The organism is Spongisporangium articulatum (genome assembly GCF_044465595.1).
Taxonomy (GTDB): Bacteria; Actinomycetota; Actinomycetes; order Actinomycetales; family Kineosporiaceae; genus Spongisporangium; species Spongisporangium articulatum.
On record NZ_JBITLV010000005.1, the window covers coordinates 101,599 to 127,718 of the forward strand.

27 protein-coding genes and 1 riboswitch are annotated in these 26,120 nt (G+C 73.8%); of the genes, 20 read left to right on the top strand and 7 right to left on the bottom strand.

The features are described from left to right. Positions 1 to 7 precede the first annotated feature (7 nt). Positions 8 to 1,222: an acyl-CoA dehydrogenase family protein gene (locus tag ACIB24_RS15460; protein ID WP_398282158.1), complete on the bottom strand. Its 1,215-nt coding sequence runs from the start codon at positions 1,220 to 1,222 to the stop codon at positions 8 to 10. 93 nt (positions 1,223 to 1,315) lie between these two features. On the opposite strand from ACIB24_RS15460, the gene ACIB24_RS15465 reads away from it, so the two are divergent. The 9 genes from ACIB24_RS15465 (at position 1,316) to ACIB24_RS15505 (ending at position 9,918) form a co-directional block, all read left to right on the top strand. Further along, positions 1,316 to 2,236, top strand: a complete 921-nt coding sequence (locus tag ACIB24_RS15465; RefSeq protein ID WP_398282161.1) for an alpha/beta hydrolase — start codon at positions 1,316 to 1,318, stop codon at positions 2,234 to 2,236. Positions 2,237 to 2,319: 83 nt separating this feature from the next. After that, a riboswitch (SAM riboswitch) is annotated at positions 2,320 to 2,410 on the top strand. A 5-nt stretch (positions 2,411 to 2,415) separates the two neighbouring features. After that, the gene (locus ACIB24_RS15470; RefSeq protein ID WP_398282164.1) at positions 2,416 to 2,517 is read left to right on the top strand and encodes a putative leader peptide; all 102 of its coding nucleotides are present in this window, start codon (positions 2,416 to 2,418) and stop codon (positions 2,515 to 2,517) included. A gap of 102 nt (positions 2,518 to 2,619) precedes the next feature. Continuing rightward, positions 2,620 to 4,344: a nitrite/sulfite reductase gene (locus ACIB24_RS15475; RefSeq protein ID WP_398282167.1), complete on the top strand. Its 1,725-nt coding sequence runs from the start codon at positions 2,620 to 2,622 to the stop codon at positions 4,342 to 4,344. A gap of 181 nt (positions 4,345 to 4,525) precedes the next feature. Then, positions 4,526 to 5,263 carry a phosphoadenylyl-sulfate reductase gene (locus tag ACIB24_RS15480; protein WP_398282170.1) on the top strand — a complete coding sequence of 246 codons (738 nt, stop codon included), beginning with the start codon at positions 4,526 to 4,528 and terminating at the stop codon, positions 5,261 to 5,263. Between the two features lie 115 nt (positions 5,264 to 5,378). Then, positions 5,379 to 6,200 (top strand): PhzF family phenazine biosynthesis protein, encoded by an 822-nt coding sequence (locus ACIB24_RS15485; RefSeq protein WP_398282173.1) that lies wholly within the window; start codon positions 5,379 to 5,381, stop codon positions 6,198 to 6,200. A gap of 80 nt (positions 6,201 to 6,280) precedes the next feature. Beyond that, the gene (locus ACIB24_RS15490; RefSeq protein ID WP_398282176.1) at positions 6,281 to 7,120 is read left to right on the top strand and encodes a uracil-DNA glycosylase; all 840 of its coding nucleotides are present in this window, start codon (positions 6,281 to 6,283) and stop codon (positions 7,118 to 7,120) included. Positions 7,121 to 7,129: 9 nt separating this feature from the next. Then, entirely contained in the window at positions 7,130 to 7,891 is a 762-nt protein-coding gene (locus ACIB24_RS15495) for an alpha/beta fold hydrolase (RefSeq protein WP_398282179.1), read from the top strand. Between the two features lie 78 nt (positions 7,892 to 7,969). Then, entirely contained in the window at positions 7,970 to 9,031 is a 1,062-nt protein-coding gene (locus ACIB24_RS15500; RefSeq protein WP_398282182.1) for an HpcH/HpaI aldolase/citrate lyase family protein, read from the top strand. Beyond that, positions 9,031 to 9,918, top strand: coding sequence for an HpcH/HpaI aldolase/citrate lyase family protein (locus tag ACIB24_RS15505; RefSeq protein ID WP_398282185.1), 888 nt, complete (start codon positions 9,031 to 9,033; stop codon positions 9,916 to 9,918). Before ACIB24_RS15500 ends, ACIB24_RS15505 begins: the two co-directional genes overlap by 1 nt. 66 nt (positions 9,919 to 9,984) lie before the next feature. Here ACIB24_RS15505 and ACIB24_RS15510 read toward each other — a convergent pair whose 3' ends face one another. Then, the gene (locus tag ACIB24_RS15510; RefSeq protein ID WP_398282188.1) at positions 9,985 to 10,881 is read right to left on the bottom strand and encodes a DMT family transporter; all 897 of its coding nucleotides are present in this window, start codon (positions 10,879 to 10,881) and stop codon (positions 9,985 to 9,987) included. A gap of 39 nt (positions 10,882 to 10,920) precedes the next feature. Here ACIB24_RS15510 and ACIB24_RS15515 point away from each other — a divergent pair, with 39 nt between their 5' ends. The 3 genes from ACIB24_RS15515 (at position 10,921) to ACIB24_RS15525 (ending at position 12,745) form a co-directional block, all read left to right on the top strand. Beyond that, positions 10,921 to 11,511 carry a hypothetical protein gene (locus tag ACIB24_RS15515; protein ID WP_398282191.1) on the top strand — a complete coding sequence of 197 codons (591 nt, stop codon included), beginning with the start codon at positions 10,921 to 10,923 and terminating at the stop codon, positions 11,509 to 11,511. A gap of 144 nt (positions 11,512 to 11,655) precedes the next feature. Next, positions 11,656 to 12,138 (top strand): response regulator, encoded by a 483-nt coding sequence (locus tag ACIB24_RS15520; RefSeq protein ID WP_398282194.1) that lies wholly within the window; start codon positions 11,656 to 11,658, stop codon positions 12,136 to 12,138. A 112-nt stretch (positions 12,139 to 12,250) separates the two neighbouring features. Further along, a complete protein-coding gene (locus ACIB24_RS15525; protein ID WP_398282197.1) occupies positions 12,251 to 12,745 on the top strand; it encodes a DUF5698 domain-containing protein in 495 nt (164 codons plus the stop codon). A gap of 41 nt (positions 12,746 to 12,786) precedes the next feature. Here ACIB24_RS15525 and ACIB24_RS15530 read toward each other — a convergent pair whose 3' ends face one another. The 4 genes from ACIB24_RS15530 to ACIB24_RS15545 all read right to left on the bottom strand — a co-directional run bounded on the left by ACIB24_RS15530 (position 12,787) and on the right by ACIB24_RS15545 (position 17,687). Continuing rightward, positions 12,787 to 15,420 (bottom strand): ATP-binding protein, encoded by a 2,634-nt coding sequence (locus ACIB24_RS15530; RefSeq protein WP_398282200.1) that lies wholly within the window; start codon positions 15,418 to 15,420, stop codon positions 12,787 to 12,789. 49 nt (positions 15,421 to 15,469) lie between these two features. After that, positions 15,470 to 15,769, bottom strand: a complete 300-nt coding sequence (locus ACIB24_RS15535; RefSeq protein WP_398282203.1) for a DUF4242 domain-containing protein — start codon at positions 15,767 to 15,769, stop codon at positions 15,470 to 15,472. A gap of 134 nt (positions 15,770 to 15,903) precedes the next feature. Beyond that, positions 15,904 to 16,920, bottom strand: a complete 1,017-nt coding sequence (locus tag ACIB24_RS15540) for a sensor histidine kinase (RefSeq protein WP_398282206.1) — start codon at positions 16,918 to 16,920, stop codon at positions 15,904 to 15,906. Further along, a complete protein-coding gene (locus tag ACIB24_RS15545; protein WP_398282862.1) occupies positions 16,917 to 17,687 on the bottom strand; it encodes a response regulator transcription factor in 771 nt (256 codons plus the stop codon). Before ACIB24_RS15545 ends, ACIB24_RS15540 begins: the two co-directional genes overlap by 4 nt. A 116-nt stretch (positions 17,688 to 17,803) precedes the next feature. Between ACIB24_RS15545 and ACIB24_RS15550 the strand changes: the two genes are divergently transcribed. Then, entirely contained in the window at positions 17,804 to 18,850 is a 1,047-nt protein-coding gene (locus ACIB24_RS15550) for an NAD-dependent epimerase/dehydratase family protein (protein WP_398282209.1), read from the top strand. 75 nt (positions 18,851 to 18,925) lie between these two features. On the opposite strand, the gene ACIB24_RS15555 is transcribed toward ACIB24_RS15550, so the two are convergent. Next, a complete protein-coding gene (locus ACIB24_RS15555; protein ID WP_398282212.1) occupies positions 18,926 to 20,320 on the bottom strand; it encodes a hypothetical protein in 1,395 nt (464 codons plus the stop codon). A gap of 155 nt (positions 20,321 to 20,475) precedes the next feature. Between ACIB24_RS15555 and ACIB24_RS15560 the strand changes: the two genes are divergently transcribed. From ACIB24_RS15560 to ACIB24_RS15590, 7 genes are all read left to right on the top strand, one after another. Then, positions 20,476 to 21,153: a glycosyltransferase family 2 protein gene (locus tag ACIB24_RS15560; RefSeq protein ID WP_398282215.1), complete on the top strand. Its 678-nt coding sequence runs from the start codon at positions 20,476 to 20,478 to the stop codon at positions 21,151 to 21,153. Beyond that, positions 21,150 to 21,848, top strand: coding sequence for a TIGR04282 family arsenosugar biosynthesis glycosyltransferase (locus ACIB24_RS15565; protein WP_398282218.1), 699 nt, complete (start codon positions 21,150 to 21,152; stop codon positions 21,846 to 21,848). Before ACIB24_RS15560 ends, ACIB24_RS15565 begins: the two co-directional genes overlap by 4 nt. Further along, positions 21,845 to 22,510: a class I SAM-dependent DNA methyltransferase gene (locus ACIB24_RS15570; protein WP_398282221.1), complete on the top strand. Its 666-nt coding sequence runs from the start codon at positions 21,845 to 21,847 to the stop codon at positions 22,508 to 22,510. Before ACIB24_RS15565 ends, ACIB24_RS15570 begins: the two co-directional genes overlap by 4 nt. Beyond that, a complete protein-coding gene (locus tag ACIB24_RS15575) occupies positions 22,483 to 23,691 on the top strand; it encodes a molybdopterin-dependent oxidoreductase (protein WP_398282224.1) in 1,209 nt (402 codons plus the stop codon). The genes ACIB24_RS15570 and ACIB24_RS15575 overlap by 28 nt, the downstream gene beginning before the upstream one ends. Position 23,692: 1 nt before the next feature. Next, the gene (locus ACIB24_RS15580) at positions 23,693 to 24,100 is read left to right on the top strand and encodes a hypothetical protein (protein WP_398282227.1); all 408 of its coding nucleotides are present in this window, start codon (positions 23,693 to 23,695) and stop codon (positions 24,098 to 24,100) included. Between the two features lie 99 nt (positions 24,101 to 24,199). After that, complete coding sequence (locus ACIB24_RS15585) at positions 24,200 to 25,495, top strand: magnesium transporter MgtE N-terminal domain-containing protein (RefSeq protein ID WP_398282864.1); 1,296 nt, start codon at positions 24,200 to 24,202, stop codon at positions 25,493 to 25,495. Beyond that, positions 25,485 to 26,096, top strand: coding sequence for a DUF1003 domain-containing protein (locus ACIB24_RS15590; protein WP_398282230.1), 612 nt, complete (start codon positions 25,485 to 25,487; stop codon positions 26,094 to 26,096). The genes ACIB24_RS15585 and ACIB24_RS15590 overlap by 11 nt, the downstream gene beginning before the upstream one ends. Positions 26,097 to 26,120 lie beyond the last annotated feature (24 nt).

Sequence of the window (26,120 nt, forward strand, 5' to 3'; positions counted from 1 at the left end):
TAGCCGCTCAGCTCTTGCTCTTGTACAGCTCCAGCAGGCGACGCCCGACGATCATGCGCTGGATGTCGGCGGTGCCCTCCCCGATCAGCAGCATCGGCGCCTCGCGGTAGAGCCGCTCGATCTCGTACTCCTTCGAGTAGCCGTAGCCGCCGTGGATGCGGAACGAGTCCTCCACGACCTGCGCGCAGTACTCCGAGGCCAGGTACTTGGCCATGCCGGCCTCGAGGTCGTTGCGCTCACCCGAGTCCTTCTTGCGGGCGGCCATGATCATCATCTGATGGGCGGCCTCGACCTTGGTGGCCATCTCCGCCAGGCGGAACTGCACGGCCTGGTGCTCGGCGATCGGCTTGCCGAAGGTCTCGCGCTGCTGGGCGTACTCGATGCCGACCTCGAAGGCGCGCATCGCCAGGCCGCACGCGCGGGCGGCGACGTTCACACGGCCGACCTCGACGCCGTCCATCATCTGGTAGAAGCCCTTGCCGGGCTCACCACCGAGGATCTCGGCGCTCGTGGTCTCGTAGCCGTCGAAGACCAGCGGCGTGGTGTCGACGCCCTTGTAGCCCATCTTCTCGATCTTGGCCGGGACCTCGAGGCCCTTGCCGACCTTGCCAATGCCCGGTTCCTTCTCGACCAGGAAGGTGGTCATGTTCTTGTAGACCGACTTCTCGCCCAGCTCGGTCTTCGTGAGGACCGCGACCAGCGACGAGGAACCGCCGTTGGTCAGCCACATCTTCTCGCCGTTGATGGTCCAGGTGTCCACCCCGTCGGCCGTCGGCTCACCCTTGGTCGCCTTGACCTTGATGGCGGAGACGTCGGAGCCGGTGTGCGGCTCGCTCATCGAGAAGGCGCCGCGCAGCTCGCCGGCGGCCATCCGGGGCAGGTACTTCTGCTTCTGCTCCTCGGTGCCGTGGTGGATCAGCATGTGGGCGACGATGAAGTGGGTGTTGATGATGCCCGAGACGCTCATCCAGCCCCGGGCGATCTCCTCGACGCAGAGGGCGTAGGTCAGCAGGGACTCGCCCAGGCCGCCGTACTCCTCGGGGATCATCAGGCCGAAGATCCCCATCTCCTTCATGCCCTCGACGATCGCCGTCGGGTACTCGTCCTTGTGCTCCAGCTCGTTGGCGACCGGGATGATCTGCTCATCCACGAAGGTCTTGACGGCCTTGAGGATCTCCCGCTGGTCGTCGGTGAGACCTTCAGTGTTCTGCAGGCGACCCATGAGCCGTCGCGCTCCTTTGCATCAGTTGCATCAGTTCAGTGGTGGTGTTCGGAGTATGGACAGCCTGCCAGAGGCAAAGCACCCTGGCTCGGTGTGACCGTCACCACCGGGGGACCCGCCCGCCGCGCGATCCTGGCCGCCGGCGTGCTGGGCGGGCTGGGCCTGATCGGGACGGCGGGCGCCCTGGTCTACGAGGACGTCCTGCCCGGCCGCGTGGCCGCCCTGAAGTGGCTGGGCCTGACCGGCCCGGCCGGCGCCGTCCCCGCCGTCCCGACCGGGCCGTCGGCCTCCGGCCGGTTCCGTTCCCACCGGCGCGGGGTGGACGTGAACTGGGCCGTCTCCTACCCCCGGGGGTTCGAGGACGACGCCCGCCTGCCGGTCTGTCTGGTGCTCCACGGGCGGGGGGCCAGTGCCGCGGGGATGCAGGAGATCGGCTACCCCCAGGTGCTCTCGGCGGCCGTGGCGGCCGGGGTGCCCCCGTTCGCGCTGGCCGCCGTCGACGGCGGGGAGACGTACTGGCACCCGCGGCGGGACGGCGACGCCCAAGGGATGCTGCTGGAGGAGTTCCTGCCGCTGCTGGCCCGGCGGGGGCTGCAGGCGTCGGAGAACGACCGGATCGGGGTGCTCGGCTGGTCGATGGGCGGGTACGGCGCGCTGCTGCTGGCCGCCCGGCTGGGGTCCGAACGGGTGGCCGGGGTAGTCGCCGAGTCCCCCGCCCTGTGGCTGGAGCCGGGAGACAGCGCGGCCGGGGCCTTCGACGACCGCGAGGACTTCGAGCGCAACGACGTCTTCACCCGCGCCCGGCTGCGGGCGCTGACGGGCGTGCGGGTCAAGATCGACTGCGGTCGCGCCGACCCGTTCTGGTGGGCCGCCCGCACGTACGCGCAGGACCTGGGGAAGGCCACCGGGACGGCGCCCGAGACCGACTTCGGGGACGGCGTCCACACGAACCGCTACTGGCTCGCAAAGGCACCGAAGTCGATCGGATTTATCGGCAATGCGCTGGTCAGGTGAGGTCCGGCCCCAAAACCGGGCAGAGGAGTCCACATGATGGACATCACTTTGACGCTGAAAGAGAGCGCGCCGTACCTTCGTTGAAGCCATCCAGAGCGACCGAGAGACCTGGCTCGTAGACGTCGCAGCAACCACCCCGACTGGGGCAGGTGCTTCCGCCAGGAACGATGGGAGCAGACATGACCCCGGCACCGAAGACCCCGCCGCTGACCAAGCGTGCCTACGTGGATCTTCTGCGGACCGCCAGCGCGGCGTGTCTGGCCGGCGTCTGCGCCGGCTGAGCCCAGCCGAACCCGCACCACTGCACCGCGCCCGCCCGGGCGCGGTTCGAGCGCGCGCACGCACCCGTCGTCCGAACCCGCAAAGGATCCGTGAGCAGTTCCGTGAGCACCGAGACCCCGGCCAAGACCCCCGCCGCGAAGGGCGCCGCCGCGCGCCCGAAGCGGCCCGAGGGGCAGTGGGCGCTGGGTGAGCGCGAGCCGCTGAACGAGAACGAGGCCTGGAAGGCCCGGGAGGGCGGGCTCGCCGTCCGCGAGCGCATCCTGTCCACGTACGCCGAGCAGGGCTTCGCCAGCATCCCCGGCGAGGACCTGCGCGGCCGGATGCGCTGGTGGGGCCTGTACACGCAGCGCAAGCCCGGGATCGACGGCGGCCGCACCGCCTCGCTGGAGCCGCACGAGCTGGACGACGAGTACTTCATGCTCCGCGTCCGCATCGACGGTGGCGCCGTGACCGTGGCCCAGCTGCGCACCTTGGCCGAGATCTCGCAGCGGTTCGCCCGCGGCACGGCCGACATCACCGACCGGCAGAACATCCAGTACCACTGGATCCGGGTCGAGGACATGCCCGAGATCTGGGACCTGCTGGCCGCCGCCCGGCTGTCGACCACCGAGGCCTGCGGGGACACCCCGCGCGTCGTCCTCGGCTCGCCCCTGGCCGGCATCGCCGCCGACGAGATCATCGACGGCACACCCGCGATCAAGGCCATCGTGAAGCAGTGGGTGGGCGACCCGACGCTGGCCAACCTGCCCCGGAAGTTCAAGACGGCCGTCAGCGGCAGCCCGCACCAGGACGTCGCGCACGAGATCCACGACATCGCCTTCGTCGGCGTGAACCACCCCGAGCACGGCCCGGGCTTCGACCTCTGGGTGGGCGGTGGCCTGTCGACCAACCCGATGCTCGCGCAGCGGCTGGGCACCTGGGTGCCGCTCGACGAGGTGCCCGAGGTGTGGCACGGCGTCATCCAGATCTTCCGCGACTACGGCTACCGGCGGCTGCGGACCCGGGCCCGGCTGAAGTTCCTGATGGCCGACTGGGGGCCGGAGAAGTTCCGCCAGGTGCTGGAGGACGAGTACCTGAAGCGTCCGCTCCTCGACGGCCCGGCGCCGGTGCTGCCGACCACCAAGCACGACCACGTCGGCGTGCACCGGCAGAAGAACGGCAAGTTCTACGTCGGGGCCACGCCCGTCGTCGGGCGGATCAGCGGCTCGGTCCTCGAGGGGCTCGCGGACGCGATGGAGAAGGCCGGTTCGAACCGGCTGCGGTTCACCCCGCAGCAGAAGCTCGTGGTGCTCGACGTGACCGCCAAGCGGGTCGCCGACCTGCTCGACGACCTGGACACGATCGGCCTCACGGCCCGCCCGTCGATCTTCCGCCGCGGGACGATGGCCTGCACCGGCATCGAGTTCTGCAAGCTGGCCATCACGGCCACCAAGTCGACCGCCACGACCCTGGTGAACGAGCTGGAGACCCGGCTGGCCGACGTCCCCGAGCTGTTCACGCTCGACGGCCCCTCGCTGACCATCAACATGAACGGCTGCCCGAACTCGTGCGCCCGCGCGCAGATCGCGGACATCGGTCTGAAGGGCATCCAGGTCCCGAACCCGGACGACCCGCAGGGCCCGACGGTCGAGGGCTTCCAGATCCACCTGGGCGGCGGGCTCGGCGTGCACGCCGGATTCGGCCGCAAGCTGCGCGGGTTGAAGACGAGCTCGGCCGACCTGCCCGACTACGTCGAGCGGGTCGTGCGGCGCTGGCTGAAGGAGCGCGACGGCGAGGAGACCTTCGCGTCGTGGGTGCTGCGGGCGGACGACGAGGCCATCCGGTGAGCGCGGCTGAGGGCGCCGCGCAGCCGGCCGGTACGACGCAGCGGGCGGTCCCGTACTTCTGCCCGTTCTGCGCGGAGGAGGACCTGCGGCCCCGCGAAGAGGGTGGCTGGCACTGTCGCAGCTGTCTGCGCGCCTTCAGCCTGACCTTTTACGGAATAAAGACTTTGGAGAGTGAAAGATCATGATCGGTTCGCTGATCAGTCGCCCCGAGGACGTCGCCGCCGCACTGGATGCCGACCCCGTCGCCTTCGCCGCCCACGCCAACCAGGTGCTCGAGGGCGCCGACCCGCTGACCGTCCTCGGCTGGGCCGGGCGTGCGTTCGGCAAGAGCTTCGTCGTCACCGCCGCGATGGGTGACACGGTGCTCGCGCACCTCACCTCGCGCGCCGTCCCGGGCACCGACGTCCTGTTCGTCGACACCGGCTACCACTTCGCCGAGACCATCGGCACCGTGAAGGCCGTCGAGGCCTCGTACCCGGTGCGGATGCTCTCGATCACGCCCAAGCAGTCGGTCGCCGACCACGAGGCCGAGTGGGGCAAGCTGCACGAGACCGACCCCGACCGGTGCTGCGCGCTGCGCAAGGTCGAGCCGCTGAACCGGGCGCTGGCCGGCTACCGGGCCTGGGCCACCGGGCTGCGCCGCGACGACTCCCCCGAGCGCGCCGACACCCCGACCGTCCAGTGGGTCGAGAAGCGCGGCATGCTGAAGCTCGCGCCGATCGCCACCTGGACGGACGACGACGTCGCGGCCTACGCCGATGCCCACCCCGACATGCTGACCAACCCGCTGCTGCAGGTCGGCTACACGTCGGTCGGCTGCGCGCCCTGCACCCGGGCCGTGCAGCCCGGTGAGGACGCGCGGGCCGGGCGCTGGGCGGGCCGGGCCAAGACCGAGTGCGGGATCCACTACGCCATCTGAGCAAGCTGGTCGTGATCGAGGACTTGGGAGGAGGCGCGTCCCAAGTCCTTGATCACGACCACTTGCGTCGGATTGGCCGTCGACGCGGGTTGCACCCGGCCCCACCCTTGAGCGCATGAGGTCCTTTGCGCAGGTAGACGTCTTCACCACCGAGCCCGGCCTGGGCAATCCGGTGGCCGTCGTGCTCGACGGTTCGGGGTTGTCGACGGAGGCCATGCAGCGGTTCGCCGCCTGGACCAACCTGTCCGAGACGACGTTCGTGCTGCCACCTTCGGGTGAGGCCGACTACCGCGTCCGCATCTTCACCCCGACCTCCGAGCTGCCGTTCGCCGGGCATCCGACGATCGGCACCTGCTGGGCGGTGCTCGACGCCGGGCTGGTCAAGCCGACCGACGGCGCCGTGACGCAGGAGTGCGCGGCGGGCCTGGTTCCCCTCACGGTGACCGACGGGGTGGTGACGTTCACCGCGCCCGTGGCCGAGATCCGGCCCGAGCCGGGCGGTCTCGACGAACTGGCCGAGGCGTTGAGCGGGGTCCGACCGCACGCCCCGACGCTGGTCAACGCCGGCCCGCCCTGGTTGACCGCCCGCGTGACGCCGGCCGAGCTCGACTCGCTGACCATCGATTCCGGCCTGCTGCTAAGGCTTTTCGCCGAGCACGGCTGGGACCTGACGCTGTACGCGGTGGATGCCGACGACGTCGTCCACGTGCGCTCGTTCTTCCCGACCGACGCCCTCGTGGAGGACCCGGTGTGCGGGTCGGGCAACGTGGCCGTCGCGGCGCACCGCCGGGCCACCGCCGGGTTCACCGGCGCGTACGCCTCCCGCCAGGGCTCGCACCGAGGTCGGGACGGGCACCTGGCCGTCTCCGTGGACGCCGACGCGATCCGGGTCGGGGGCCGCGCCGTGACGGTCGTCCGGGGCACGGTCGCCATCTGAACGCGCGCCGAGTGTGAGGCGCAGGCACAGCACTCGACCCCTGGACCGCGATTCCTGCGCATGAGCGTCACACTCGGCGGGTGGAACCGCTCCCGCACCCGCTGACCGGGCAGCCCTTCGCGTCGCCGGTGCCGCCCGGTACCGGCTGGCCCGAGGACCCGGCCGCCTCGGACACTCCCGTCGCGAAGACCCCGGCGAGCGTCCGGAGACTGGCCCGCGGGGCGTCGTCCGAGCGCGAGCTCCAGGCCCGCGCGTCCGTCTGCCGGGCCTGCCCGCGCCTCGTGGAGTGGCGCGAGGAGGTCGCGGCCACCGGCCGTCGCGCCTACGCGGGCCAGCCCTACTGGGGCCGGCCGGTGCCGAGCCTGGGGCCCGTGGACGACGACGCCTGGCTGCTCGTCCTCGGGCTCGCCCCGGCGGCGCACGGCGGCAACCGGACCGGGCGTGTCTTCACCGGTGACCGGTCCGGCGACTGGATCTTCGCCGCCCTGCACCGCGCCGGCCTGGCCACCCAGGCCACGAGCGGGCACGCGGGCGACGGGCAGGGGCTGATCGGCACCCGGATCATCGCCCCGGTGAAGTGCGCTCCCCCGGCCAACAAACCGACGCCGGCCGAACGCGACGCCTGCGCACCCTGGGCCGACCGCGAGCTCGAACTCACCGGCGCCTCGCTGAAGGCGATCGTCGCGCTCGGCGCCTTCGCCTGGGACGCCGCCCTCGCCCTCGCGACCCGCCAGCGCTGGGCCGTCGCGCGCCCGCGACCGAGGTTCGGGCACGGCGCGGAGGCGACGTTCGAGCGACCGGGGGCGGGCGCCGTCCACCTGGTCGGCTGCTACCACGTGAGCCAGCAGAACACCTTCACCCGGCGCCTGACCGAGCCCATGCTCGACGCCGTACTCGCGCAGGCCGCGAAGTACCGGTAGGCATCTGACATGGAGCCGGACACCACGGGGTACGCCGACGTCAACGGGTTGCACCTCTACTACGAGACGTACGGCGAGGGCCCGCCGCTGGTGCTGCTGCACGCCGGGATGATGACGATCGAGGCCAGCTTCGCTCCGCTGATCCCGGCCCTGGCGCAGCGGTTCCGCGTCATCGGAGTCGAGGCCCAGGGGCACGGGCGGACGGCGAACATCGACCGGCCGATCACCTACGTCAACCTGGCGGCCGACGTCGTCGCCCTGCTCGACCACCTCGGCATCGACGCGGCCCACGTGATGGGGCACAGCACGGGCGCCGGCACCGTGCTGGAGCTGATCACCGCCCACGGCGACCGGGTACTGAGGGCCGTCCCGTTGAGCGGCAGCGTCCGAGCCGACGGCATGGTCGACTTCAGCGAACCGGGCGCCTTCGAGCGGTACGCCGACAAGCTCCCGACCGAGGCCGACCTGGCGGCCATGCGGGAGGGCTACGAGCGCCTCTCGCCGCACCCGGAACGGTTCGACGAGTTCTTCGCCTACATGTCGACCTCGGACGCCGGATTCGCGGGCTGGACCGACGAGCAGTTGGCCGGGGTCACCGCCTCGACCCTGATCGTGCAGGGCGACAACGACTTCGCGACCAACGAGCACGCCGCCCTGATGAAGACCCTGATCCCCGGGTCACAGCTGCTCATCCTGCCCGGAACGACCCATATGGGCGTCCCGCGCCGGGTGGACCTCCTGCTGCCGGCGCTGGAGTCCTTCCTCGGCTGAGCCCGGCTGAGCGCGGGTGTGGCCTGCGCCATGCTCCACCGCGCCCCCAGCGCCGGTGAACCTTCTAGGCTCGCGCGTATGCGCAGCCCGAAGGACTTCTTCCGCCCCCTGGCCGTGGGCGCCCCCGCACCGCTGCGGGAGGTCCCGGCCAACCCGTCCCGGATGATCCACTTCTTCCCGCCGAGCAACGCGAAGATGGTGGCCAAGGTCCCCGACATCGCGCCGACGGTCGACGTGCTGCTGGGCAACCTGGAGGACGGCGTCCCCGCCACCGACAAGGAGGCCGCGCGGGCGGGCCTGATCGAGGTCGGCAAGAAGTGGTCGACGCCGGACACCCAGTTCTGGACCCGGATCAACTCGCTCGACTCGCCGTGGGCGCTGGACGACCTGCAGGCCGCCGTGCTGGAGATCGGTGACGTGCTCGACGTCGTCATGGTCCCCAAGGTCGAGGGCCCCGAGGACATCCACTACGTGGACCGGCTGCTGGCCCAGCTGGAGGCGAAGGCCGGCCTGGACAGGCCGATCCTGGTGCACGCGATCCTCGAGACCGCGGCCGGGGTGGCCCGGGTCGAGGAGATCTGCGCGGCCAGCCCCCGCATGCAGGGCCTGTCGCTCGGCCCGGCCGACCTGGCCGCCAACCGCCGGATGAAGACCACCCGCGTCGGCGGCGGTCACCCCGGCTACCTGGTGCGGGCCGACCCGGAGGGTGGCGACCTCGAGGCGCCTCGGGCCACGTACCAGCAGGATCTGTGGCACTACACGATCGCCCGCATGGTCGACGCCTGCGTCAGCAACGGGATCTTCCCGTACTACGGGCCGTTCGGTGACATCAAGGACGTGCAGGCCTGCGAGGACCAGTTCCGCAACGCCTTCCTGCTCGGCTGCGTCGGCGCGTGGAGCCTGCACCCGGTCCAGATCGGCATCGCCAAGAAGGTCTTCAGCCCCGACCCGAAGGACGTCGCGCACGCGCAGCGAGTCATCGAGGCGATGGGCGACGGCACCGGCGCCATCATGCTCGACGGCAAGATGGAGGACGACGCCTCCGTCAAGCAGTGCCGCGTGATGCTGGAGACGGCGAAGGCACTGGCCGAGCGCGACCCGGAACTGGCCGACCTGTACGGCTTCTCGAAGGAGGACTGATGACCGACTCCGCCCTCGACGTGACGCTGCGACCGCGCCGCTCGGTCCTCTACATGCCGGGCGCCAACGAGCGCGCGCTGGAGAAGGCCAAGACCATCCCCGCCGACGCGCTCATCCTCGACCTCGAGGACGCCGTCGCCCCCGACGCGAAACCCGCCGCCCGCGAGCGCGTCTGCGCGGCCGCGTCGTCCGGGGAGTACGGACTGCGGGAGGTCACCATCCGGGTGAACGGGCTCGACACGCAGTGGCACGCGGACGACGTCCGCGCGGCCGCCGCGGCCGGCCCGGCCGCCGTCGTGGTCCCGAAGATCGGCTCCGCCTCCGACGTGCACGCCGTGGAGAAGGCTCTCGAGGCGGGCGGCGCCCCCGACCACACGAAGATCTGGGCGATGGTCGAGACGCCGGACGCGTTCTTCCGGGCGCAGGAGATCGCGTCCGCGTCGGAGCGGCTGAACGTGCTCGTGATGGGCACGAACGACCTGGCCAAGGAACTGCACGCCGAGCACGTCCCGGGGCGCGCGCCGCTGCTGACCGGGCTGGGCCTGGCGCTGCTGGCCGCCCGGGCCGCGGGCAAGGTCATCCTCGACGGCGTCTACAACGACGTGAAGAACCTCGAGGGCTTCGAGGCCGAGTGCGTCCAGGGCCGGCAGATGGGTTTCGACGGCAAGACGCTGATCCACCCCGGCCAGGTCGACCCGTGCAACGCGGTGTTCGCGCCGACCGAGGCGCAGGTCGAGGAGAGCCGCGCGATCCTGGCCGCCTGGGACGAGGCGCTGGCCGAGGGCAAGGGCGTCGCGACGGTCAACGGCCGCATGATCGAGAACCTGCACGTCGAGAACGCGAAGCGGATCATCGCCGTCAGTGAGGCCATCGCCCAGCTCGGCTGAACCCCGCGATCCTGCGTTTGCGCATGATCGACGCGAGATGGCGTTGATCATGCGCAAACGCAGGATCTAGTCGGGGGCGGCGTACTCGGGTTGGGCCTCGGGGGCGGCCCGGACGACGAGCACCAGGCCGAGCAGCATCAGCGCGGTGCCGGGCAGGACGGCGAACGGCGGCGCGTCGCCGGTGATCGCCCAGGCCACCAGCGTGGCGCCGGGCACCTCGAGCAGCGTGGCCAGCGCGACGGTGGTCACGCCGACCCGGGGCAGCAGGGCGTTCAGCATGGTGTGCCCGAACAGCTGGGCGCCCACCGTCACCACCCCGAGCTGGAACCAGGTGACGGCGGAGAACCCGACCAGTTGCACGTCCCCGAGGAACGCGACCGGGAGCAGGGCCGCGGCGCACGTGCCGTAGGCGACGAACGTGTGCCCGGCGGTCGTCGTCCCCTCCCGCTCTCCCGCGCCGAGCGCGACGGCGCCCAGCGCGACGTACCCGGCGGCGGTGATCGCACCGACCACCGACAGCAGGTCGCCGGTCAGCGCCCGGCCCGAGGCGGCGGCGTCCACCCCGGTGATCGCGAACACCCCCACGATCGCCACCCCGACGCCGAGCAGGACGGCCCGCGGCACGGGCACCCGGCGCACCAGGTCGAGGGCCACGGTCCAGACCGGGGTGGTGCACACGAGCGCGGTCGCGGCCGTGACGCTGGTCATCCGGAGCCCGGTCAGCCACGTGGTGAAGTGCACGGCCAGCAGCAGGCCGGCGAACACCGACGTCCAGCGGAACCCGACCGGCTCGCGCCGCACCAGCAACCACACGCCGCTGACCAGGGCGCCGAACACGTTGCGCCAGAAGGAGATCGCCACCACCGGGGCGGCCGTCACCACGGAGAGGGGCGCGGAGGTGGAGATGCCGAACACGGCCAGCGTGAGCATCGCCCAGGTCACGGAACCGCCGGTCGTGGTCATCGTCCTGCACTGTGGCACACGTCTGACAGACTTCGACGCGTGACCCAGCCCGCGGCCCCCCCGCCGACCGACCGCCTGGTGCACCGCCCGCTCACCCCGATCGAGGCGGCCCTGGTCGTCGAGGCCTGCAGCAAGAGCGACGTCGTCTGGCTGCGCCCCGTCGAGGACGCCCGCGCGGTGGCCGCCTGGCACGTGTGGGACGGCGACGCCGTGCACGTCGTCGACCGCGGTGGCGAGCAGGACCTGTCGGCCGTCGTCCGCCCCGGGCTGGGCGGGGTGGTCGAGGTGATCGTGCCGAGCAAGGAGACGCGGGCCCGGCTGCTCACCTTCCTGGCCCAGACCGAGACGCTGCCGAACGGGTCGAAGCGCTGGCACGAGGTGGCGGACAAGCTGGCCGCGGCCCGGCTGAATGCGGCCGGGGCCGTCGCCGCCGACCAGGTCGAGCGCTGGGTGTCGCAGTCGCTGATCCACTCGTTCCGCCCGGTCGCGCTGACCACCGCCGTGTTCGGCGAGGAGGACGAGGACGACGGGCGCCTCCCCCCGCCGGGAGGCCCGGGGACGACGCTCACCCGACGCCCGTTCCACCTGGGCCGACGCCGGCGACGCGCCCGGCGGATGTCGAACGGCTGAGCCCGTAGGCAGGGGCGGCCGGACGTGTCATGCTCAGGGGGCCGGCCCCGAACCCCCGGAGTGCACAGACAGACCAGCTCAGGGTGGGGCTCATCAGACATTCCGTCGCGTTTCGGCACCGCCTCGGTGGATTGCGAGCGCGACGTGTCGCTGCCTCCCGGACGACCCGCCGCCCTGACCTACCTGATCGTCGACGACGACCCGGGCGACATCATGATGATCGCCGACATCCTCGAGTCCCTGGCCGGCTCCCGCGTGGTGCATTCCGTCGGTGACGGCCGGGAGGCGCTCGACTTCCTGCGCCGGGTGGGCCGTTACGCCGACGCCCCCCGCCCCGACGTCATCCTGCTCGACCTCAACATGCCCCGGATGGACGGGCGCGAGACGCTGACCGCCATCAAGGCCGCCCCGGCGCTGCGCACCATCCCGGTCGTCGTCTTCTCCACGTCGACCGCGGACAGTGACGTCGACGCCTGCCTGAGCCGGTACGCGAACGCCTACGTCGCCAAGCCGGTCGAGTTCTCGCAGTTGGAGAGCGCCCTGCAGGCCATCGACGGCTTCTTCGGTCAGCTGGCCCAGCTCGGCCGTCCCGCATCGGCACTGAACGACGAATCGTCGGCCGCCTGACCCGCACGACGGCCTGACCCGAAAGATGGGTATTCGCTCCCGATCCGTGGGGGACGCCGAAGCGGTGTGCTGAAGGGGTTCGCACCGCAGACCCCTCATCCCGGAGAACATCGTGTACGCCGACCATCCCGCCGCCCGGCCCGTCGTCATCCTGCTGCTCGTGCTGACCGAGGTCGGCCTGTGGCAGTGGCGGGTCCTGCTGACCGCCCGCGGCCGCCGGGCCGCGCCCGCGCTGCTCGGGGTGCTCGGCGCCGTCCTGCAGGTGACGGCCATCGCGCAGGTGGTCGACAACCTGAACGACCCGCTGACCGTGGCCGCCTACGCGGCGGGGGTCGGGGGCGGCGTGCTGATGGGGGTCGTGGTCGCGGCCCGGTTCACCACCCAGGACGTGCGGCTCAACCTGGTCACCGTCGACGCGACGCTCGAGGCCCGGCTGCGGGCGCAGGGCTGGCCGGTGATCGCCTACGAGGGACGCGCGGCGGCGGGCGCGGTCTCCGTGCTGGAGGTCGTCGTCGAGGCCCGGCGCGGCAAGCAGTTGCGGCGGGCGGTCGACGCCCTGGCCCCGCAGGCCCGCTGGACGATGGACACCGTCGCCGCGGGCGCCTGAATCCTGCGTTTGCGCATGATCGACGCGGAGGTTCGTCGGGCTCAGGCCAGCCCGAGGTCCTCGGCCCGGACGACGAGCGCCCGGCGGTTCTCGACGCCCAGTTTCGCGAGCACGGCCGACACGTGGTGGTCGGCGGTCTTCGTCGAGATGTACAGCCGGGCGGCGATCTCGGCGTTGGTGTGGCCGCGGGCGACCAGGCGGGCGACGTCGAGCTGCCGGTTGGTCAGGCCGCCGGGGTTGGCCCGGGTGGCCGCGCGGGCCCGGCCCGGGACCTTCAGCGCACCACCGCGGCGCAGGTCGACCCGTACCCGGTCGGCGCTCGCCCAGGCGCCGGCCGCATCGAGCGCCTCGACGGCGGCCACCTGCCGGTCCACCTCGTCGGAGTCGGCGGCCACCAGCGCGGCCGTGAAGGGGTCACCGATCCGGCGCCAGGCGTCGACGGCCTCGGCGTACCGCCCGGCCAGCGCGGCGGCGAACGGCGGCGCGACCGGCTCGGGCACCTCGTCGGGCTTCAGCAGCCCGAGCCGGACCAGCCAGGTGGCCAGCTCGCCGACCCCCCACTCGGCGCCCGGCGTGCCGGCGACCCGGTGCAGCAACGCAACCCCGTCGCGCACCCGCGGGTCCTCGCGACCGGACAACCACTCCTGTTCGGCGAGCGCGGCCGTCACGGCGGTCCAGCGCAACGGCTCGTCGACCCGCCCGGCCAGCTCCCACCCCGCGTCGAGGTCCGGGTGCGGCGCCGACGCCTCGCCGGTGCGCAGCCCGACCAGGGCGACCACCAGGTGCGGCCAGAGCCGGGCCAGGGGCATGCCGTCGCGGCCCAGCACGTCCCCCGCGTCCTCGAGCGCGGCCTGCCAGCGCCCCTCGGTCAGCCGCAGCCTCGAGCGCATCGCCGTCTGCCAGTGGCTGCAGATCGGGATGTCGCGCGACGTCGAGAACGGCAGCCCCTCCTCGAGCACGGCCTCCGCGTCGCGCAGCCGGCGCTGCTCCACGTCGAGGTGGGCCAGCTGCGAGTAGGCGGTGGAGGCCAGCTCGTCCCAGGCGATCCCGCGGGCCCGCTCGAGGTGGTCGACCAGGTCGGCGCGGGCCGCCAACTCGCCGCGCCCGAGCCGGGCGGTGGCCGCGAACAGCCCGGCTCGCAGGGCCAGCCGGTCGTCGCCGCGCCGGTCGGCGATGCCGGTCGCCTCGTCGAGGTACGCGGCGGCCAGGTCGAGCTCGCTGCCCATCAGGGCCAGGTAGGCGCGGGTGGTGCGGGCCCCGGCGTAGGCGGCCTCGCCGTCCGTCCCGTCCGGGGCGTCGGGGGGCGCGACCGCCGCGGTGGCCCGCTCGACGTGTTCCTCGGCCTCGGCCCGGCGGGCGTTGTAGTACTCGAAGACGGCGCACGAGTCGTACGCCGTGGCCAGCCCGACCGGGTCCCCGGCCCGCTGCCACAGAGGGAACGTCGCCTTCACCGTGTCGATCGCCCGGCCCAGCCGGCTCGTCATGTACTGCTCGACGCTGAGCCGGCGCAGCAGTTCCGCGCGTTCGGCGAGCGGGACGTCGTCCAGGTGCTTCAGCGCGATCTCCAGGAAGGCGGCGGCCTCCGAGTGCGACCCGGCCAGCGTCGCCTCGTCGGCGGCGGCCCGGGCGTGCCGGGCGGCGCGGGCGGAGTCACGAGCGGCCACCGCGTGGTGGGTGAGGACGGCGTGGCCGGTCGGGTCGACCTGCTCGAGCGCGTCGAGCAGGGCCCGGTGCAGCCCGTGCGCGCCACCCGGCGGCACCGTGCTCTCCAGCGCGCGGCGGGCCAGTTCGTGCCGGAACACCAGGCCGCCGCGCTCGCGGACCAGCAGCCCGGTGGCGTCGAGCCGGCGCAGGGTCGGCAGGTCGACACCCAGGTGCGGCAGGACGCGGTCGTCGAGCCGGTCGGGGGCCGTGGCCACCAGCTGCAGCACCTGCAGGTCGTCGACGGACACGGCGGCCGCCCGGGCCAGGACGGCGTCGCGCACCGAGGTGGGCAGCGGCCGCTCGGGCTCCTTGGCGATCTCGGTGACGAAGAACGGGTTGCCGCCCGTGACACCGTGCACGCGGGCCGGGTCGAGCCGCGTCCCACCCAGCAGCGCGGCCACGCCGTCGGCCGAGAGGGGCTGCAACGTGAGCGTTCTCGCCTGCTCGGTGCGGGCCAGGTCGCCGAGCAGCAGGCGGGCCGTGTGGTCGGGCCCGATCTCGACGTCGCGGTAGCTGAGCAGCACCGTGAGCGGCAGCGTGTCGATCCGGCGGACCAGGAAGCGCAGGACGTCGGCGGTCGCCTCGTCGACCCAGTGCAGGTCCTCGACCACCAGCACCGTGGGCCGTTCCCGCAACGCGGCGTACAGCCGGTCGCAGACCCCGGCCGGGGTCAGGTCCCCTTCGAGGTCGGGCCAGGCGGAACCGGCCCGGGCCGCCATGTCCCGCAACGGGCCGAGCGGGCGCGGGGTGCTGAGCGGGTCGCAACTGCCGAGCAGCACGTGCGGGCCACCTTGCGGCCCGTCCGGCGCAGCCGTCCGGCCGGTGCTCGAGCGGACGACGGCCCGCAGGAGGGCGGTCTTGCCCGTGCCGGCATCGCCGGCGAGGGCGACCACGCCGCCCTCGCCGGCGGCTGCTGCGGCGACCGCCGAGTGAAGAACCCCGAGCTCGTGCTCGCGCTCCACGAGATCCACTTGATCAGGATAGGAGCGCACGGCTCGGGACTGAACCGTCATGAACGGGTCAGCCCGCGGTCGCGACCACGGGGTTGCGGTCGGCGGTGTGCGGGCCGAACTCCGCGGCCACCACGTTGACCAGGTCGGCGGGGAAGCCGCCGCGCCGGGCGTGCTCGAGGATCGTCTCGGCGTCCTCGGCCTCGTGGATGCAGTAGATCTTGTTGCCCGCGACGTAGCTGGTCACCCAGGTGTAGGGGACGCCGAGCGAGTCGACGGCCGCGTTCGAGGTCTGGGCGATGGCGACGAGCTGGTCGACGGAGAGCTGCGAGGCACCCTCGATCTCGCGCTCGATCAGGAACCGCTTCATGGTGTTGCTCCTTCGGTGTCGCGCCGGGAACCCTGTGCCCCCGGCGGTGACATCAGGTTCCGTCGGCGGGCACCCCCCGGGCATCGGGAGCGGATCCCCATGTTGGCGTCGCGCCCGCCCCGGGTCAGCGGCGGTCAGCGCGGGTCGGCGACCGGCAGGCGCAGTTCGAACCGGCAGCCACCGGGCACGTTGGACACGCTCGCCGTGCCCCGGTGCGCCAGCATGATTCCCCGCACGATGGCCAGGCCGAGCCCGGCCCCCGAACCCGCGCCCGGCGTCCGGGCCGCCTCGGCCTGCCAGCCGAGATCGAAGACGCGCGGCAGGTCGACCTCGGCGATCCCCCCGCACCCGTCGACCACGGAGACCACCGCCTCGTCGTGGGCGGCGCCGGTCCGGACCCGCACGGCGCCGCCGTCCGCGGTGTGCCGGACGGCGTTGACCAGGACATTCGCCACGGCCCGGGTCATGGCTCGGGCGTCGACCTCGACCGGTGCGTCGGTCCCGACGTCGGCCTGCACGCGAACGCCCCGCTCCCGGGCCAGGGGCTCGACCACGGCCACGGCCTCGGCCAGGACGTCGGACAGGGCCAGGCGCTCCGGGCTCAGTCCGATGCCGCCCGCGTTCAGCCGGGAGATCTCGAACAGGTCGGTGACCATGTCGCTCAGCCGGTCGACCTCGGCCCGCATCTGCTTCAGGTAGCGCTGCGGGTCCTCGGCGATCCCGTCCTCCAACGCCTCAGCCATCGCCCGCAGTCCGGCCAGCGGCGTGCGCAGGTCGTGGGACAAGCCGGCGACCAGCTCCCGCCGGGCCACCTCGGCCTGCTCCCGGACGTCCTGCTCGGCCCGGGACCGGGTGGCCGTGACCTCCAGCTCGGCCACCCGCGCGGCCAACCAGGTGCCGACCGCCGCCGCGACCACACCCGCGGCCAGGGAGGTGGCGACCATCACCCCGGCGTCGCGGGCGGTGAACACCATCAGCCGGACCGCGACCACCGTGCCCAGCAGCATCGCCAGGACGACGGTCACCGGCGGCACGAGCACGGCCCGGCGCAGCGACCCCCGGCTCATCAGGGCGAGCACGGCGACGGCGACCAACGCCGCGAAGCCGGCCGCCACCCCGACCACCACGAGCACCGCCAGGAGGGGGCTCACGGGACGGCCACCGTCGTCGGGTCCCAGCGGTAGCCGACGCCCCAGACCGTGCTCAGCCGGGCGGGCCGGGCCGGGTCGACCTCGACCTTGGCGCGGACCCGCCGGACGTGCACGGTCACGGTCGACAGGTCGCCGAACTCCCACCCCCACACGGCGTTCATGAGCTGCTCCCGGGTGAACGCGACGCCCGGATGGGTCACCAGGTGGGCGAGCAGGTCGAACTCCCGCACCGTCAGGGTGAGGTCGCGGCCGGCCATGGTGACCCGGTGCGCGGCGAGGTCGACCCGCAGGTCACCGTCGACCACCACGCGCTCGGGCCGCCCCTCCGCGCCCGGTGCCCCCTCCGCGTCGGGCACCCCCACCCCGGCCGGCGTGCCCGGAGGCCCCCCCGCGGGTGCCGAGCCGACCCGACCCGCCCGCCGGAGCACCGACTGCACCCGCAGCACGAGCTCACGCGGGCTGAACGGTTTGGTCAGGTAGTCGTCGGCCCCGACTTCGAGGCCGAGGACCCGGTCGACCTCCGAGCCGAGTGCGGTGAGCATGACGATCGGCACGTCCCCACGGCTGCGCAGGCGCCGGCAGACCTCGATGCCGTCGAGGCCGGGCAGCATCACGTCGAGGACGACGAGGTCGGGAGCCTCGTGATCGGCCAGCTCCAGCGCCTGGTTGCCGTCCTCCGCGTGCCGGACGTCGAACCCGGCCCGCTCCAGATACCCCCGCACCACCTCGGAGACGGTCGGGTCGTCGTCCACCACCAGCACGGACACCACCCCACCACGATAGGTCGGGGCCGGGCGGCACGGGGCGCCCGAGATCTGACGAGACCGTGACATCGCGTCCGCACCCCTGCCGCCGGGTGGGCCGGATCGGCCAGTGTGGGTGCATGGCGAGGGTTCTGGTGACGGGCGGGTCGGGTTTCATCGGTAGCCGGGTGGTGCGGGCCCTGACGGCGGCCGGGCACGAGGTACGGGTCCTGGACCTGGTGCCCCCGTCGTCACCGGCGCCCGGGGTGGAACTGGTGCTGGGCGACGTGCGCGACCCGGACGACGTGCGCGCGGCCCTGGTGGGGGTCGACGCCGTCGACCATCACGCCGCCACCGTGGGCATGGGCCTCGACCTGTCCGACCTGCCCCGCTACGCCGGGCACAACGACCTCGGGACGGCCGTGCTGCTGGCCGGGATGCACGCGGCCGGCGTCCGGGCGTTGGTGCTGGCCTCGTCCATGGTGGTGTACGGCGAGGGGGCGTACGCCTGCGCCGCACACGGCCCGGTCGCACCCGCTCCGCGCCGCGAGAACGAGCTGGCCGCGGGTCTTTTCGAGCCACCCTGCCCGGTGTGCGGGGCGCAGCTCGCGCCGGGCCTGGTGCAGGAGGACGCCCCCGCCGACCCCCGCTCGGTGTACGCGGTGACCAAGCTGGCCCAGGAACTGCTGACCACGGTCTGGGCCCGCGAGTCCGGCGGGCGAGCCGCCCTGCTGAGGTACCACAACGTGTACGGGCCGGGCCTGCCGCGCGACACCCCCTACGCGGGCGTGGCCGCGATCTTCCTGTCGGCCCTGCTGGCCGGGCGGGCGCCCGAGGTGTTCGAGGACGGCGGCCAGCGTCGAGACTTCGTGCACGTGGACGACGTCGCGGCCGCCAACGTCGCCGCTCTCGAGTCGGTGCTGGCGGCCGGAACCGGGGCTCGGGCGTACAACGTCGCGTCCGGGACGCCGCGCACCGTCCTCGACCTGGCCGCCGGGCTGGCCCGCGTCGTGGGCGGGCCGCAGCCGGTGGTCAGCGGGCGGTACCGGGCCGGCGACGTCCGGCACGTGACCGCGGGGACGGAGCGGATCACCCGGGAGCTCGGCTGGCGGCCGCGGGTCGAGTTCGCCGACGGGCTCGCCGAACTCGCCGCCGAGTTCAGCGCCACCCTCCCCCTCCTGCGGTGATCATGCGCAAACGCATGATGCGTTTGCGCATGATCAGCGCTTGGAGGATGCGTTTGTGCATGATCACCGCGGGAGCTACCAGGGGGTGTGGAGGAGTTGCTCCACCGCCAGGGCGAGCACCCACTGCGCGAGCAGCCACCACCGCACCCGTCGGGGCGGCAGGAGAGCGCCCACCGCGGTCAGCCACACGGTCCAGGGCAGCCAGATGCGTTCCACTTCGGCCTTGCTCATCCCGCTGAGCGCGGCCAGCAGCACCGCCCCGAAGGCCGCGACGGCGACCAGGGCCAGCGCCCGTCGTCCCGGCTCGCCCGGGCCGCGCGATGCCACGAGCCGCCCGGCGCGCGCCAACCCCGCGGCCACCGCCGGCCCGGCCGCCACCGCGAGCGCGCCGAAGTCCGCCCAGACCCAGTACCCGTAGGGCCGCAGCCCGCCGAAGCCGGCCAGGTAGCGCCCCCGGACTGCGGAGTACCCGTCCCACCAGGCGAACCCGGCCAGCGCGAACGCACCGACGACGACCACGGCCGCCCCCGCCGCGAGGACGACCGCCGCCGCGACCCGCCGCGACGACCGCGTCGACGGTCCGACCCGCCGGGCACCGACCACCAGGACGGCCAGCGCGGGCACGGCCACCAGCGGTGCGCCGTAGGAGAGGAAGCAGCACCAGCCGAGCACGAGTCCCGCGGGCACCGCCCAGGCGAGGGCCCCGGTCGCAGCCCGGGCCAGCAGGTACACCCCGAGGGCCCCGAACCCGGCCAGCAGCGCGTCGGCACTCACACCGGCCCAGACCACGGCGGGCGACAGCACCAGGTACGGCAGCGCCTGCCGGGCGAGCGCTTCGCCCACGACCCGGCGCAGCGTCGCCGTGACCGCGACCACCGCGACGGCCCACCCCAGGAGGCAGGCGAGGGACGCCGGCCAGGGGCCGGTCAGCCCGGCGGCGTCCAGGGCGACGAAGATCGCGGTCATGCCCGGCGGGTGCCCGGACACGTGCGTCGCCCACGGCTGCGGCGCACCGGCCGGGATGCTCACCGCGAAGCCGGTGAGGAAGTCGTGCCACGACCCGGCCCGGATGCGGGGCACGTCGACCAGGTACTCGTGCCGTGTGGTCAGCGGGTCGCGCACGCCGCCGACGCCGCGGCTCAGCGCGAGGGCCACGGTCCAGGCGAGGGCGCCGGCGAAGGCGAGCGGCGCAACCGCCCGCCAGACGACCCGTTCCGCGAGCGGGGGCAGGACGACGACCAGCAGGGCCCCCACCGCCACCGGCAGGAGCACCCCTGGGCCGAGCACGGGCTCGATGCGGGCGAACAGCGGTGCCGCGCCCGCCAGCACCGGAACGCCCCGGCCGACGAGGAGGCCGCCGACCACGGCGGCCACGGTCACCAGGGCGACCGCCGCTGCGGCCGCGGCGACGTCCGCGCCGGTGCCGTCCGGGCGGCGCCCGTTCGACGGCGGTCTCCTCGGCGCGCTCACGGGCCGAGCCTGGCACCCCGTGCGCGGCGACCCGCCGCCGCACACCGCGACGTCATCGGCTCGTAAGCAGTCGGTCGGCATTCGGCCGGCGCGGTCATCCGGTCGTAAGGCGCTCGTTCTCGTCGCGGACCGGCCCCGCGCAGAAGGCTCGAGGCATGACAGCCCAGGTGGACGTCGTCCTGCCGTGCCGCGACGAGGCCGCGGCGCTGGCCCTCCTGCTCCCCCGGATGCCCACGCACTACCGGGCGGTCGTCGTCGACAACGGTTCTCGCGACGCGACCGCCGCCGTTGCCCGCGCGCTCGGCGCGCTCGTCGTCCAGCAGCCCGCGCCCGGCTACGGCAGCGCGGTGCAGGCGGGCATCGAGGCCGCCCGGCCGGGCCTGGTCGCCGTGCTGGACGGCGACGACTCGCTCGACCCGCTCGACCTCGCACCGCTGGTCGACCTGGTGGCCGAGGGCCGGGCCGACCTGGCGGTGGGCCGGCGCCGCCCGGTCGGGCGCGGCACGTGGCCGCTGCACGCGCGGGCCGGGAACGCCCTGGTCGCGGCCCGGTTGAGACGACGCGGCATCCCGGTGCACGACATCGCCCCGATGCGCGTGTTCGACCGCGACGCCCTGCTCGACCTCGGCATCGCGGACCGCCGCTCCGGGTATCCGCTGGAGCTGCTGCTGCGAGCCGCGTCGGCCGGCTGGCGCATCGTCGAGCAGGACGTGGCCTACCGGCCGCGCGCGGCCGGCACCCGGTCCAAAGTGAGCGGATCGCTGCGCGGAACCCTCACCGCCGGAATGGATTTCCGCCGGGTGCTGGCCGAGGCGACGGGACGACGGCCGTGAGGGCCACCGTGTTGGTGGTGGCCAAGGCGCCGGTGCCGGGACTGGCCAAGACCCGGCTGGTACCCGCCCTGGGCCCGCGGGGCGCCGCCGAGGTGGCCGCCGCCGCCCTGCTCGACACTCTGGACGCCGCGACGGCCGCCGGTCGGGCGCTCGGTGTCCGACCGGTGGTCGCCCTGACCGGCGACCTGACAGCTGCCGCCCGGGCCGATCACGTGCGGGCGGCGCTGGCCCGGTGCACCGTCGTCCCCCAGCGCGGTGACGGCTTCGACGAGCGCCTGGCCCACGCCCACGTCGACGCTGCGGGAGCCGGTCCCGTCGTGCAGATCGGGATGGACACCCCGCAGGTGACGGCCGAGCTGCTGATGGAGTGCGCCGACGCGCTCACGCGGGCCGACGCGGCGCTCGGAGCGGCCGAGGACGGCGGCTGGTGGATGCTCGCGCTGCGGGACGCACGGGAGGCGATGCGACTGGTCGGGGTGCCGATGTCGACGCCCGAGACCGGCGCGGCCACCGCCGCGGCGCTGCGCCGCGGCGGTCTGAGCGTGGCGGAGGCTCCCCCGCTGCGGGACGTCGACACGGCCGAGGATGCCTGGGCGGTGGCCGATCTCGCGCCGATGACCCGGTTCGCGGTGGCCCTCGCCGGCCCGGGCCGGGCCGAGGCGGTCCGACCCGCCTCCGAGGTCGGTGCGCGATGACCGCGCTGGCCGCCTACGAGGCGGGGCTGGGTGGGGCGCCGGTCTGGGTGCGCTCCGGGGACGGTCGTCGCGCGCTGCCCGTGCACCGCTGGGCGGGCGAGGTCGACGCCCGGGACGACGGGCTGCTCACGGCCGTCCTGTCGGGCACCGGAGCGCGACCCCGGGTCCTCGACATCGGTTGTGGCGCAGGCCGGCTCACGGTCGCGTTGCTGGGCCGGGGGGCCCAGGCCCTGGGGGTGGACTCCTCACCCACCGCCGTCCGGCTGGCCCGGTCCCGGGGCGCCCGCGTGCACCGGGCCGACGTCCTGGGCCCCCTCCCGGACGCCTGGCGCCACGGGTGGGACCGCGTGCTGCTGGCCGACGGCAACCTCGGCATCGGCGGGGACCCCGCCCGCCTGCTGAACCGGCTGGTCCCCCTGCTGGCCCCCGGCGGGCGGATCGTCGCGGACGTACGAGCGGGCGGAGGCATCGCGCGGGGGCCCGCCTGGATCGAGTCCGTCGACGTCGCCGGTGATCCCATCGGCGGCGCGGTGCCGTGGGCGTGGGTGGGGGCCGACGCGGCGGCGGAGCTGGGGGCGGCCTGCGGTCTCGCGCTGAGCGACCTGCGACCGGTGCCCGGGGCCCGCACCCGCCGGTGGGTCGCGACCTGGGGTCGGCCGTGAACGCCCTCGACGGCCTCCTCGACCGGCTCCGCACGAAGATCGACGAGACCGGCCCCCGGACAACGGATTTCACCAGTCGCTGGCACGACGAACGGGTGGCCGCGCGGATCGGGGCGGCGCTCGGGACGTGCTTCACCGTCTGCTTCGTCACCGGGCTGCTGAGCCACTTCGTCCAGCACCCGCAGCCGTGGTTCGTCTGGCCGGCGCACCCGGCGTCCCTGTACCGGTACACGCAGGGCCTGCACGTGCTGACCGGCATCGCCGCCGTCCCGCTGCTGTTGGTCAAGCTGTGGACGGTCTACCCGCGACTGTTCGGGGTGCCGCGCCTCGGTGGCCCGGTGCGGATGCTGGAACGCGCCTCCGTCGCGGCGCTCGTGGCCTCGGCCCTGTTCCAACTGCTGACCGGCCTGCAGAACATCGCGCACTGGTACCCGTGGGGATTCTCGTTCCCGCCGGTGCACTACGCGCTGGCCTGGGTCTCGATCGGGGCGATCGCGGTGCACGTGGCGGTGCAGCTGCCGGCCATCCGGCTCGGCCTGTCCCGCCCGCTCCAACCCCTTGGTGATCATGCAGAAGGTCCCCCACCGGAGGGCCCGTCGCGACGCTGGCTGCTCGGCGCCGCGCTGGCCGGGGCGGCCGGAGCCGTGCTGGCCACCGCCGGCCAGACGGTGTCCTGGCTGCGGTGGGTGTCAGTGCTGGCGGTCCGCACCGGCGAGGGACCTCAAGGCGTCCCGGTGAACAAGACGGCCCGGGGCGCAGGGGTTCTCACGGCCGCGACCGACCCGGGCTGGCGGCTCACGGTGACCGGGCCGGGCGGCACCCGGAGCCTGTCGCTGGCCGACCTGACGGCCCTTCCGCAGCACGACGTCGACCTCCCGATCGCCTGCGTCGAGGGGTGGAGCGCGGTCGCGACCTGGACCGGCGTCCGGGTCCGCGACCTGGCCGACGCCGTGGGCGCCGGGCCCGACGCGAGCCTGCGCTTCACCTCGCTGCAGGCGTCGGGCGGCTACCGGGTCAGCGAGCTGCCCGCCCGGCACGTGCGCGCCGCCGAATCGCTCGTGGCGCTGCGGGTGGGCGGAGAACCGCTGGCGCTCGACCACGGCTACCCGGCCCGGTTGATCGCCCCGAGCCGCCCGGGGGTCCTGCAGACCAAGTGGTTGTCCCGGATCGAGGTGATCTGACGTGCGGGCCCGGATCGCGCTGGGCGCACTCGGCGGCGCCGCGATGGTCTTCGGCGTGGTGTCCCTGTTCTCGGTGCCCGGCCGGGTGCCGCTCGTGCTGCTGTGGGCGGGCGTTCCCCTGGTTCTGCACGACGCCGTGCTCGTGCCCGCCACGCTCGCACTGGCCTGGCTGGGACGGCGGGTGCTGCCCCGCCGCGCCTGGGGGCCGGCCGTCGTGGGTCTCGTCTGCGCCGCCACCGCCCTGCTGCTCGCCCTGCCGCCGCTGCTCAGCCCGGCCGCGGGCGCCGTCCCGGGGCTCCTGAACCGCGACTACCGGCTCGGCCTCGCCCTGGCCCTGGCCGCCTCCCTGCTGGTCACCGCGCTGCTGCTCGTCGGCACCCGCCGCCGGGATCACGAAAAGCCGGAGTGAGACCGATCTCCCGGGGCGTCCGGGTCCCTTCCGGCGGGCCGCGGCCGGTCGCTGGCCTAATCTGACCTCGTGAGCGCGAGCCGGGTCTTCGTGGCGCGGATGGCCGGACTGGCCGTCTTCGATCCGCTCGGCGACCAGGTCGGCAAGGTCCGCGACGTCGTCGTCACGATCCGCCCGGGCCGCGCGCCCGACCGCGCGGTCGGCATGGTCGTCGAGGTACCGGGCCGGCGCCGGGTGTTCGTGCCGATGACCCGGGTGACGAGCATCGACGCCGGTCAGGTGATCACCACCGGGCTGGTCAACATGCGCCGCTTCGAGCAGCGGCCCACCGAGACCCGGGTGCTGGGCGAGCTGCTGGACCGCGTCGTCCCGCTGGTCGACGGCACCGGCGACGTGACCATCGTCGACGTCGCGATCGAGATGAACGCCAAGCGCGAGTGGTACCTGGCCAAGGCCTACGTGCACCGCGGGCACCCCAGCCGGCTGCCCGGGCGGCTCGGGCGGCGCGGCCAGGCGTTCGTCGTCGGCATCGAGCAGCTCGGCGACCTCGGGGTCGTGGAGCAGCGGCAGGGGGCCGCGAACCTGCTGGCCGCGATCGAGGAGATGAAGGCGCCCGACCTGGCCGAGGTGATCAACGAGCTGGCTCCTAAGCGGCGGCTCGAGGTGGCTTCGGCACTGGACGACGAGAAGCTCGCCGACGTCCTCGAGGAGCTCCCGGAGGAGGACCAGGTCGAGATCCTCACCGAGCTGGGTGGGGAACGCGCGGCCGACGTCCTCGAGGCCATGCAGCCCGACGACGCCGCCGACCTCCTCTCGGAACTGCCGCCCGAGCAGGCCGAGCGCCTCCTGGCGCTGATGGACCCGGGCGAGGCGGCCGACGTCCGGCGCCTGCTGGCCTACGGCGACGACACCGCCGGCGGGCTGATGACCCCCGAGCCGGTGATCCTCTCCCCCGAAGACACCATCGCCGAGGCCCTGGCCCGGGTCCGGCGGGCCGAGCTGTCGCCGTCCCTGGCCGCGGCCGTGTTCGTCTGCCGCCCTCCGCTCGAGGCCCCGACCGGCCGATACCTCGGCATGGCCCACATCCAGCGGATGCTGCGCGAACCGCCGCACCGCGCGGTCGGCGCGGTCGCCGACAAGGACGTCGAGCCGCTGCACACGTCCACCGGGCTGCCCCGGGTGGCGCGGCACCTGGCCACGTACAACCTGGTCTCGGTCCCCGTGGTGGACGACGTCGGGCGGCTGGTCGGCGCCGTCACCGTCGACGACGTGCTCGACCACCTGCTGCCCGACCACTGGCGCGAGATGGACGACGACCTGGGCGACGACCTGGGCGGGCTCGACGGTCTCGGCGGGCTGGGCGACGTCACCGGCGAGATCCCCCGTGCCCGCTGACCGTCGTCCGGACCGGAAGACCGACCGGAGGACCGACCGGAAGCCCGACCGGCGGGGCGGCCGCCGGGACCGCATCGGCACCCGCTCCGACCGCCTGGACAGCCCGCTCGGACGGGGCCGCGGCCTGCGCGGCCCCAGCGTCGACCCCGAGACGTTCGGCCGCTGGTCGGAGCGGTTCGCCCGGTTCATGGGCACGGCCTGGTTCATCGTCGGGATGACCGTGTTCGTGGTCGGCTGGCTGCTCTGGAACACGATGGCGCCGCCGGCGTGGCAGTTCGACCCGAAGACCCTGAACTTCACCCTGCTCACGCTCATCCTGAGCCTGCAGGCCTCCTACGCGGCCCCGCTCATCCTGCTGGCCCAGAACCGGCAGGACGACCGCGACCGGGTGGCCTTCGAGCACGACCGCGGGCAGGCCGAACGGGGGCTGGCCGACACGGAGTACCTGACCCGGGAGATCGCGGCTCTGCGGATCGCGATGGGGGACGTCGCGACCCGCGACTTCGTCCGGTCGGAGCTGCGCTCGCTGCTGGAGGAGATGGCCCAGCAGCAGTCCGAGGACAAGTCGCAGCAGCGGGACACCTCGTCCGGGTCAAGCTGAGGGCCCCGCGTTCCGACCGTGAGT

Bases quoted from the DNA above. Each gene is read 5' to 3' on its own strand.
- ACIB24_RS15570 (WP_398282221.1), top strand. From the start codon at position 21,845: ATGACCGCGCTGGCCGCCTACGAGGCGGGGCTGGGTGGGGCGCCGGTC.
- ACIB24_RS15495 (WP_398282179.1), top strand. From the start codon at position 7,130: ATGGAGCCGGACACCACGGGGTACGCCGACGTCAACGGGTTGCACCTC.
- ACIB24_RS15460 (WP_398282158.1), bottom strand. From the start codon at position 1,222: ATGGGTCGCCTGCAGAACACTGAAGGTCTCACCGACGACCAGCGGGAG.
- ACIB24_RS15560 (WP_398282215.1), top strand. From the start codon at position 20,476: ATGACAGCCCAGGTGGACGTCGTCCTGCCGTGCCGCGACGAGGCCGCG.
- ACIB24_RS15500 (WP_398282182.1), top strand. From the start codon at position 7,970: ATGCGCAGCCCGAAGGACTTCTTCCGCCCCCTGGCCGTGGGCGCCCCC.
- ACIB24_RS15505 (WP_398282185.1), top strand. From the start codon at position 9,031: ATGACCGACTCCGCCCTCGACGTGACGCTGCGACCGCGCCGCTCGGTC.
- ACIB24_RS15585 (WP_398282864.1), top strand. From the start codon at position 24,200: ATGGCCGGACTGGCCGTCTTCGATCCGCTCGGCGACCAGGTCGGCAAG.
- ACIB24_RS15480 (WP_398282170.1), top strand. From the start codon at position 4,526: ATGATCGGTTCGCTGATCAGTCGCCCCGAGGACGTCGCCGCCGCACTG.
- ACIB24_RS15485 (WP_398282173.1), top strand. From the start codon at position 5,379: ATGAGGTCCTTTGCGCAGGTAGACGTCTTCACCACCGAGCCCGGCCTG.
- ACIB24_RS15510 (WP_398282188.1), bottom strand. From the start codon at position 10,881: ATGACCACGACCGGCGGTTCCGTGACCTGGGCGATGCTCACGCTGGCC.
- ACIB24_RS15550 (WP_398282209.1), top strand. From the start codon at position 17,804: ATGGCGAGGGTTCTGGTGACGGGCGGGTCGGGTTTCATCGGTAGCCGG.
- ACIB24_RS15535 (WP_398282203.1), bottom strand. From the start codon at position 15,769: ATGAAGCGGTTCCTGATCGAGCGCGAGATCGAGGGTGCCTCGCAGCTC.
- ACIB24_RS15470 (WP_398282164.1), top strand. From the start codon at position 2,416: ATGACCCCGGCACCGAAGACCCCGCCGCTGACCAAGCGTGCCTACGTG.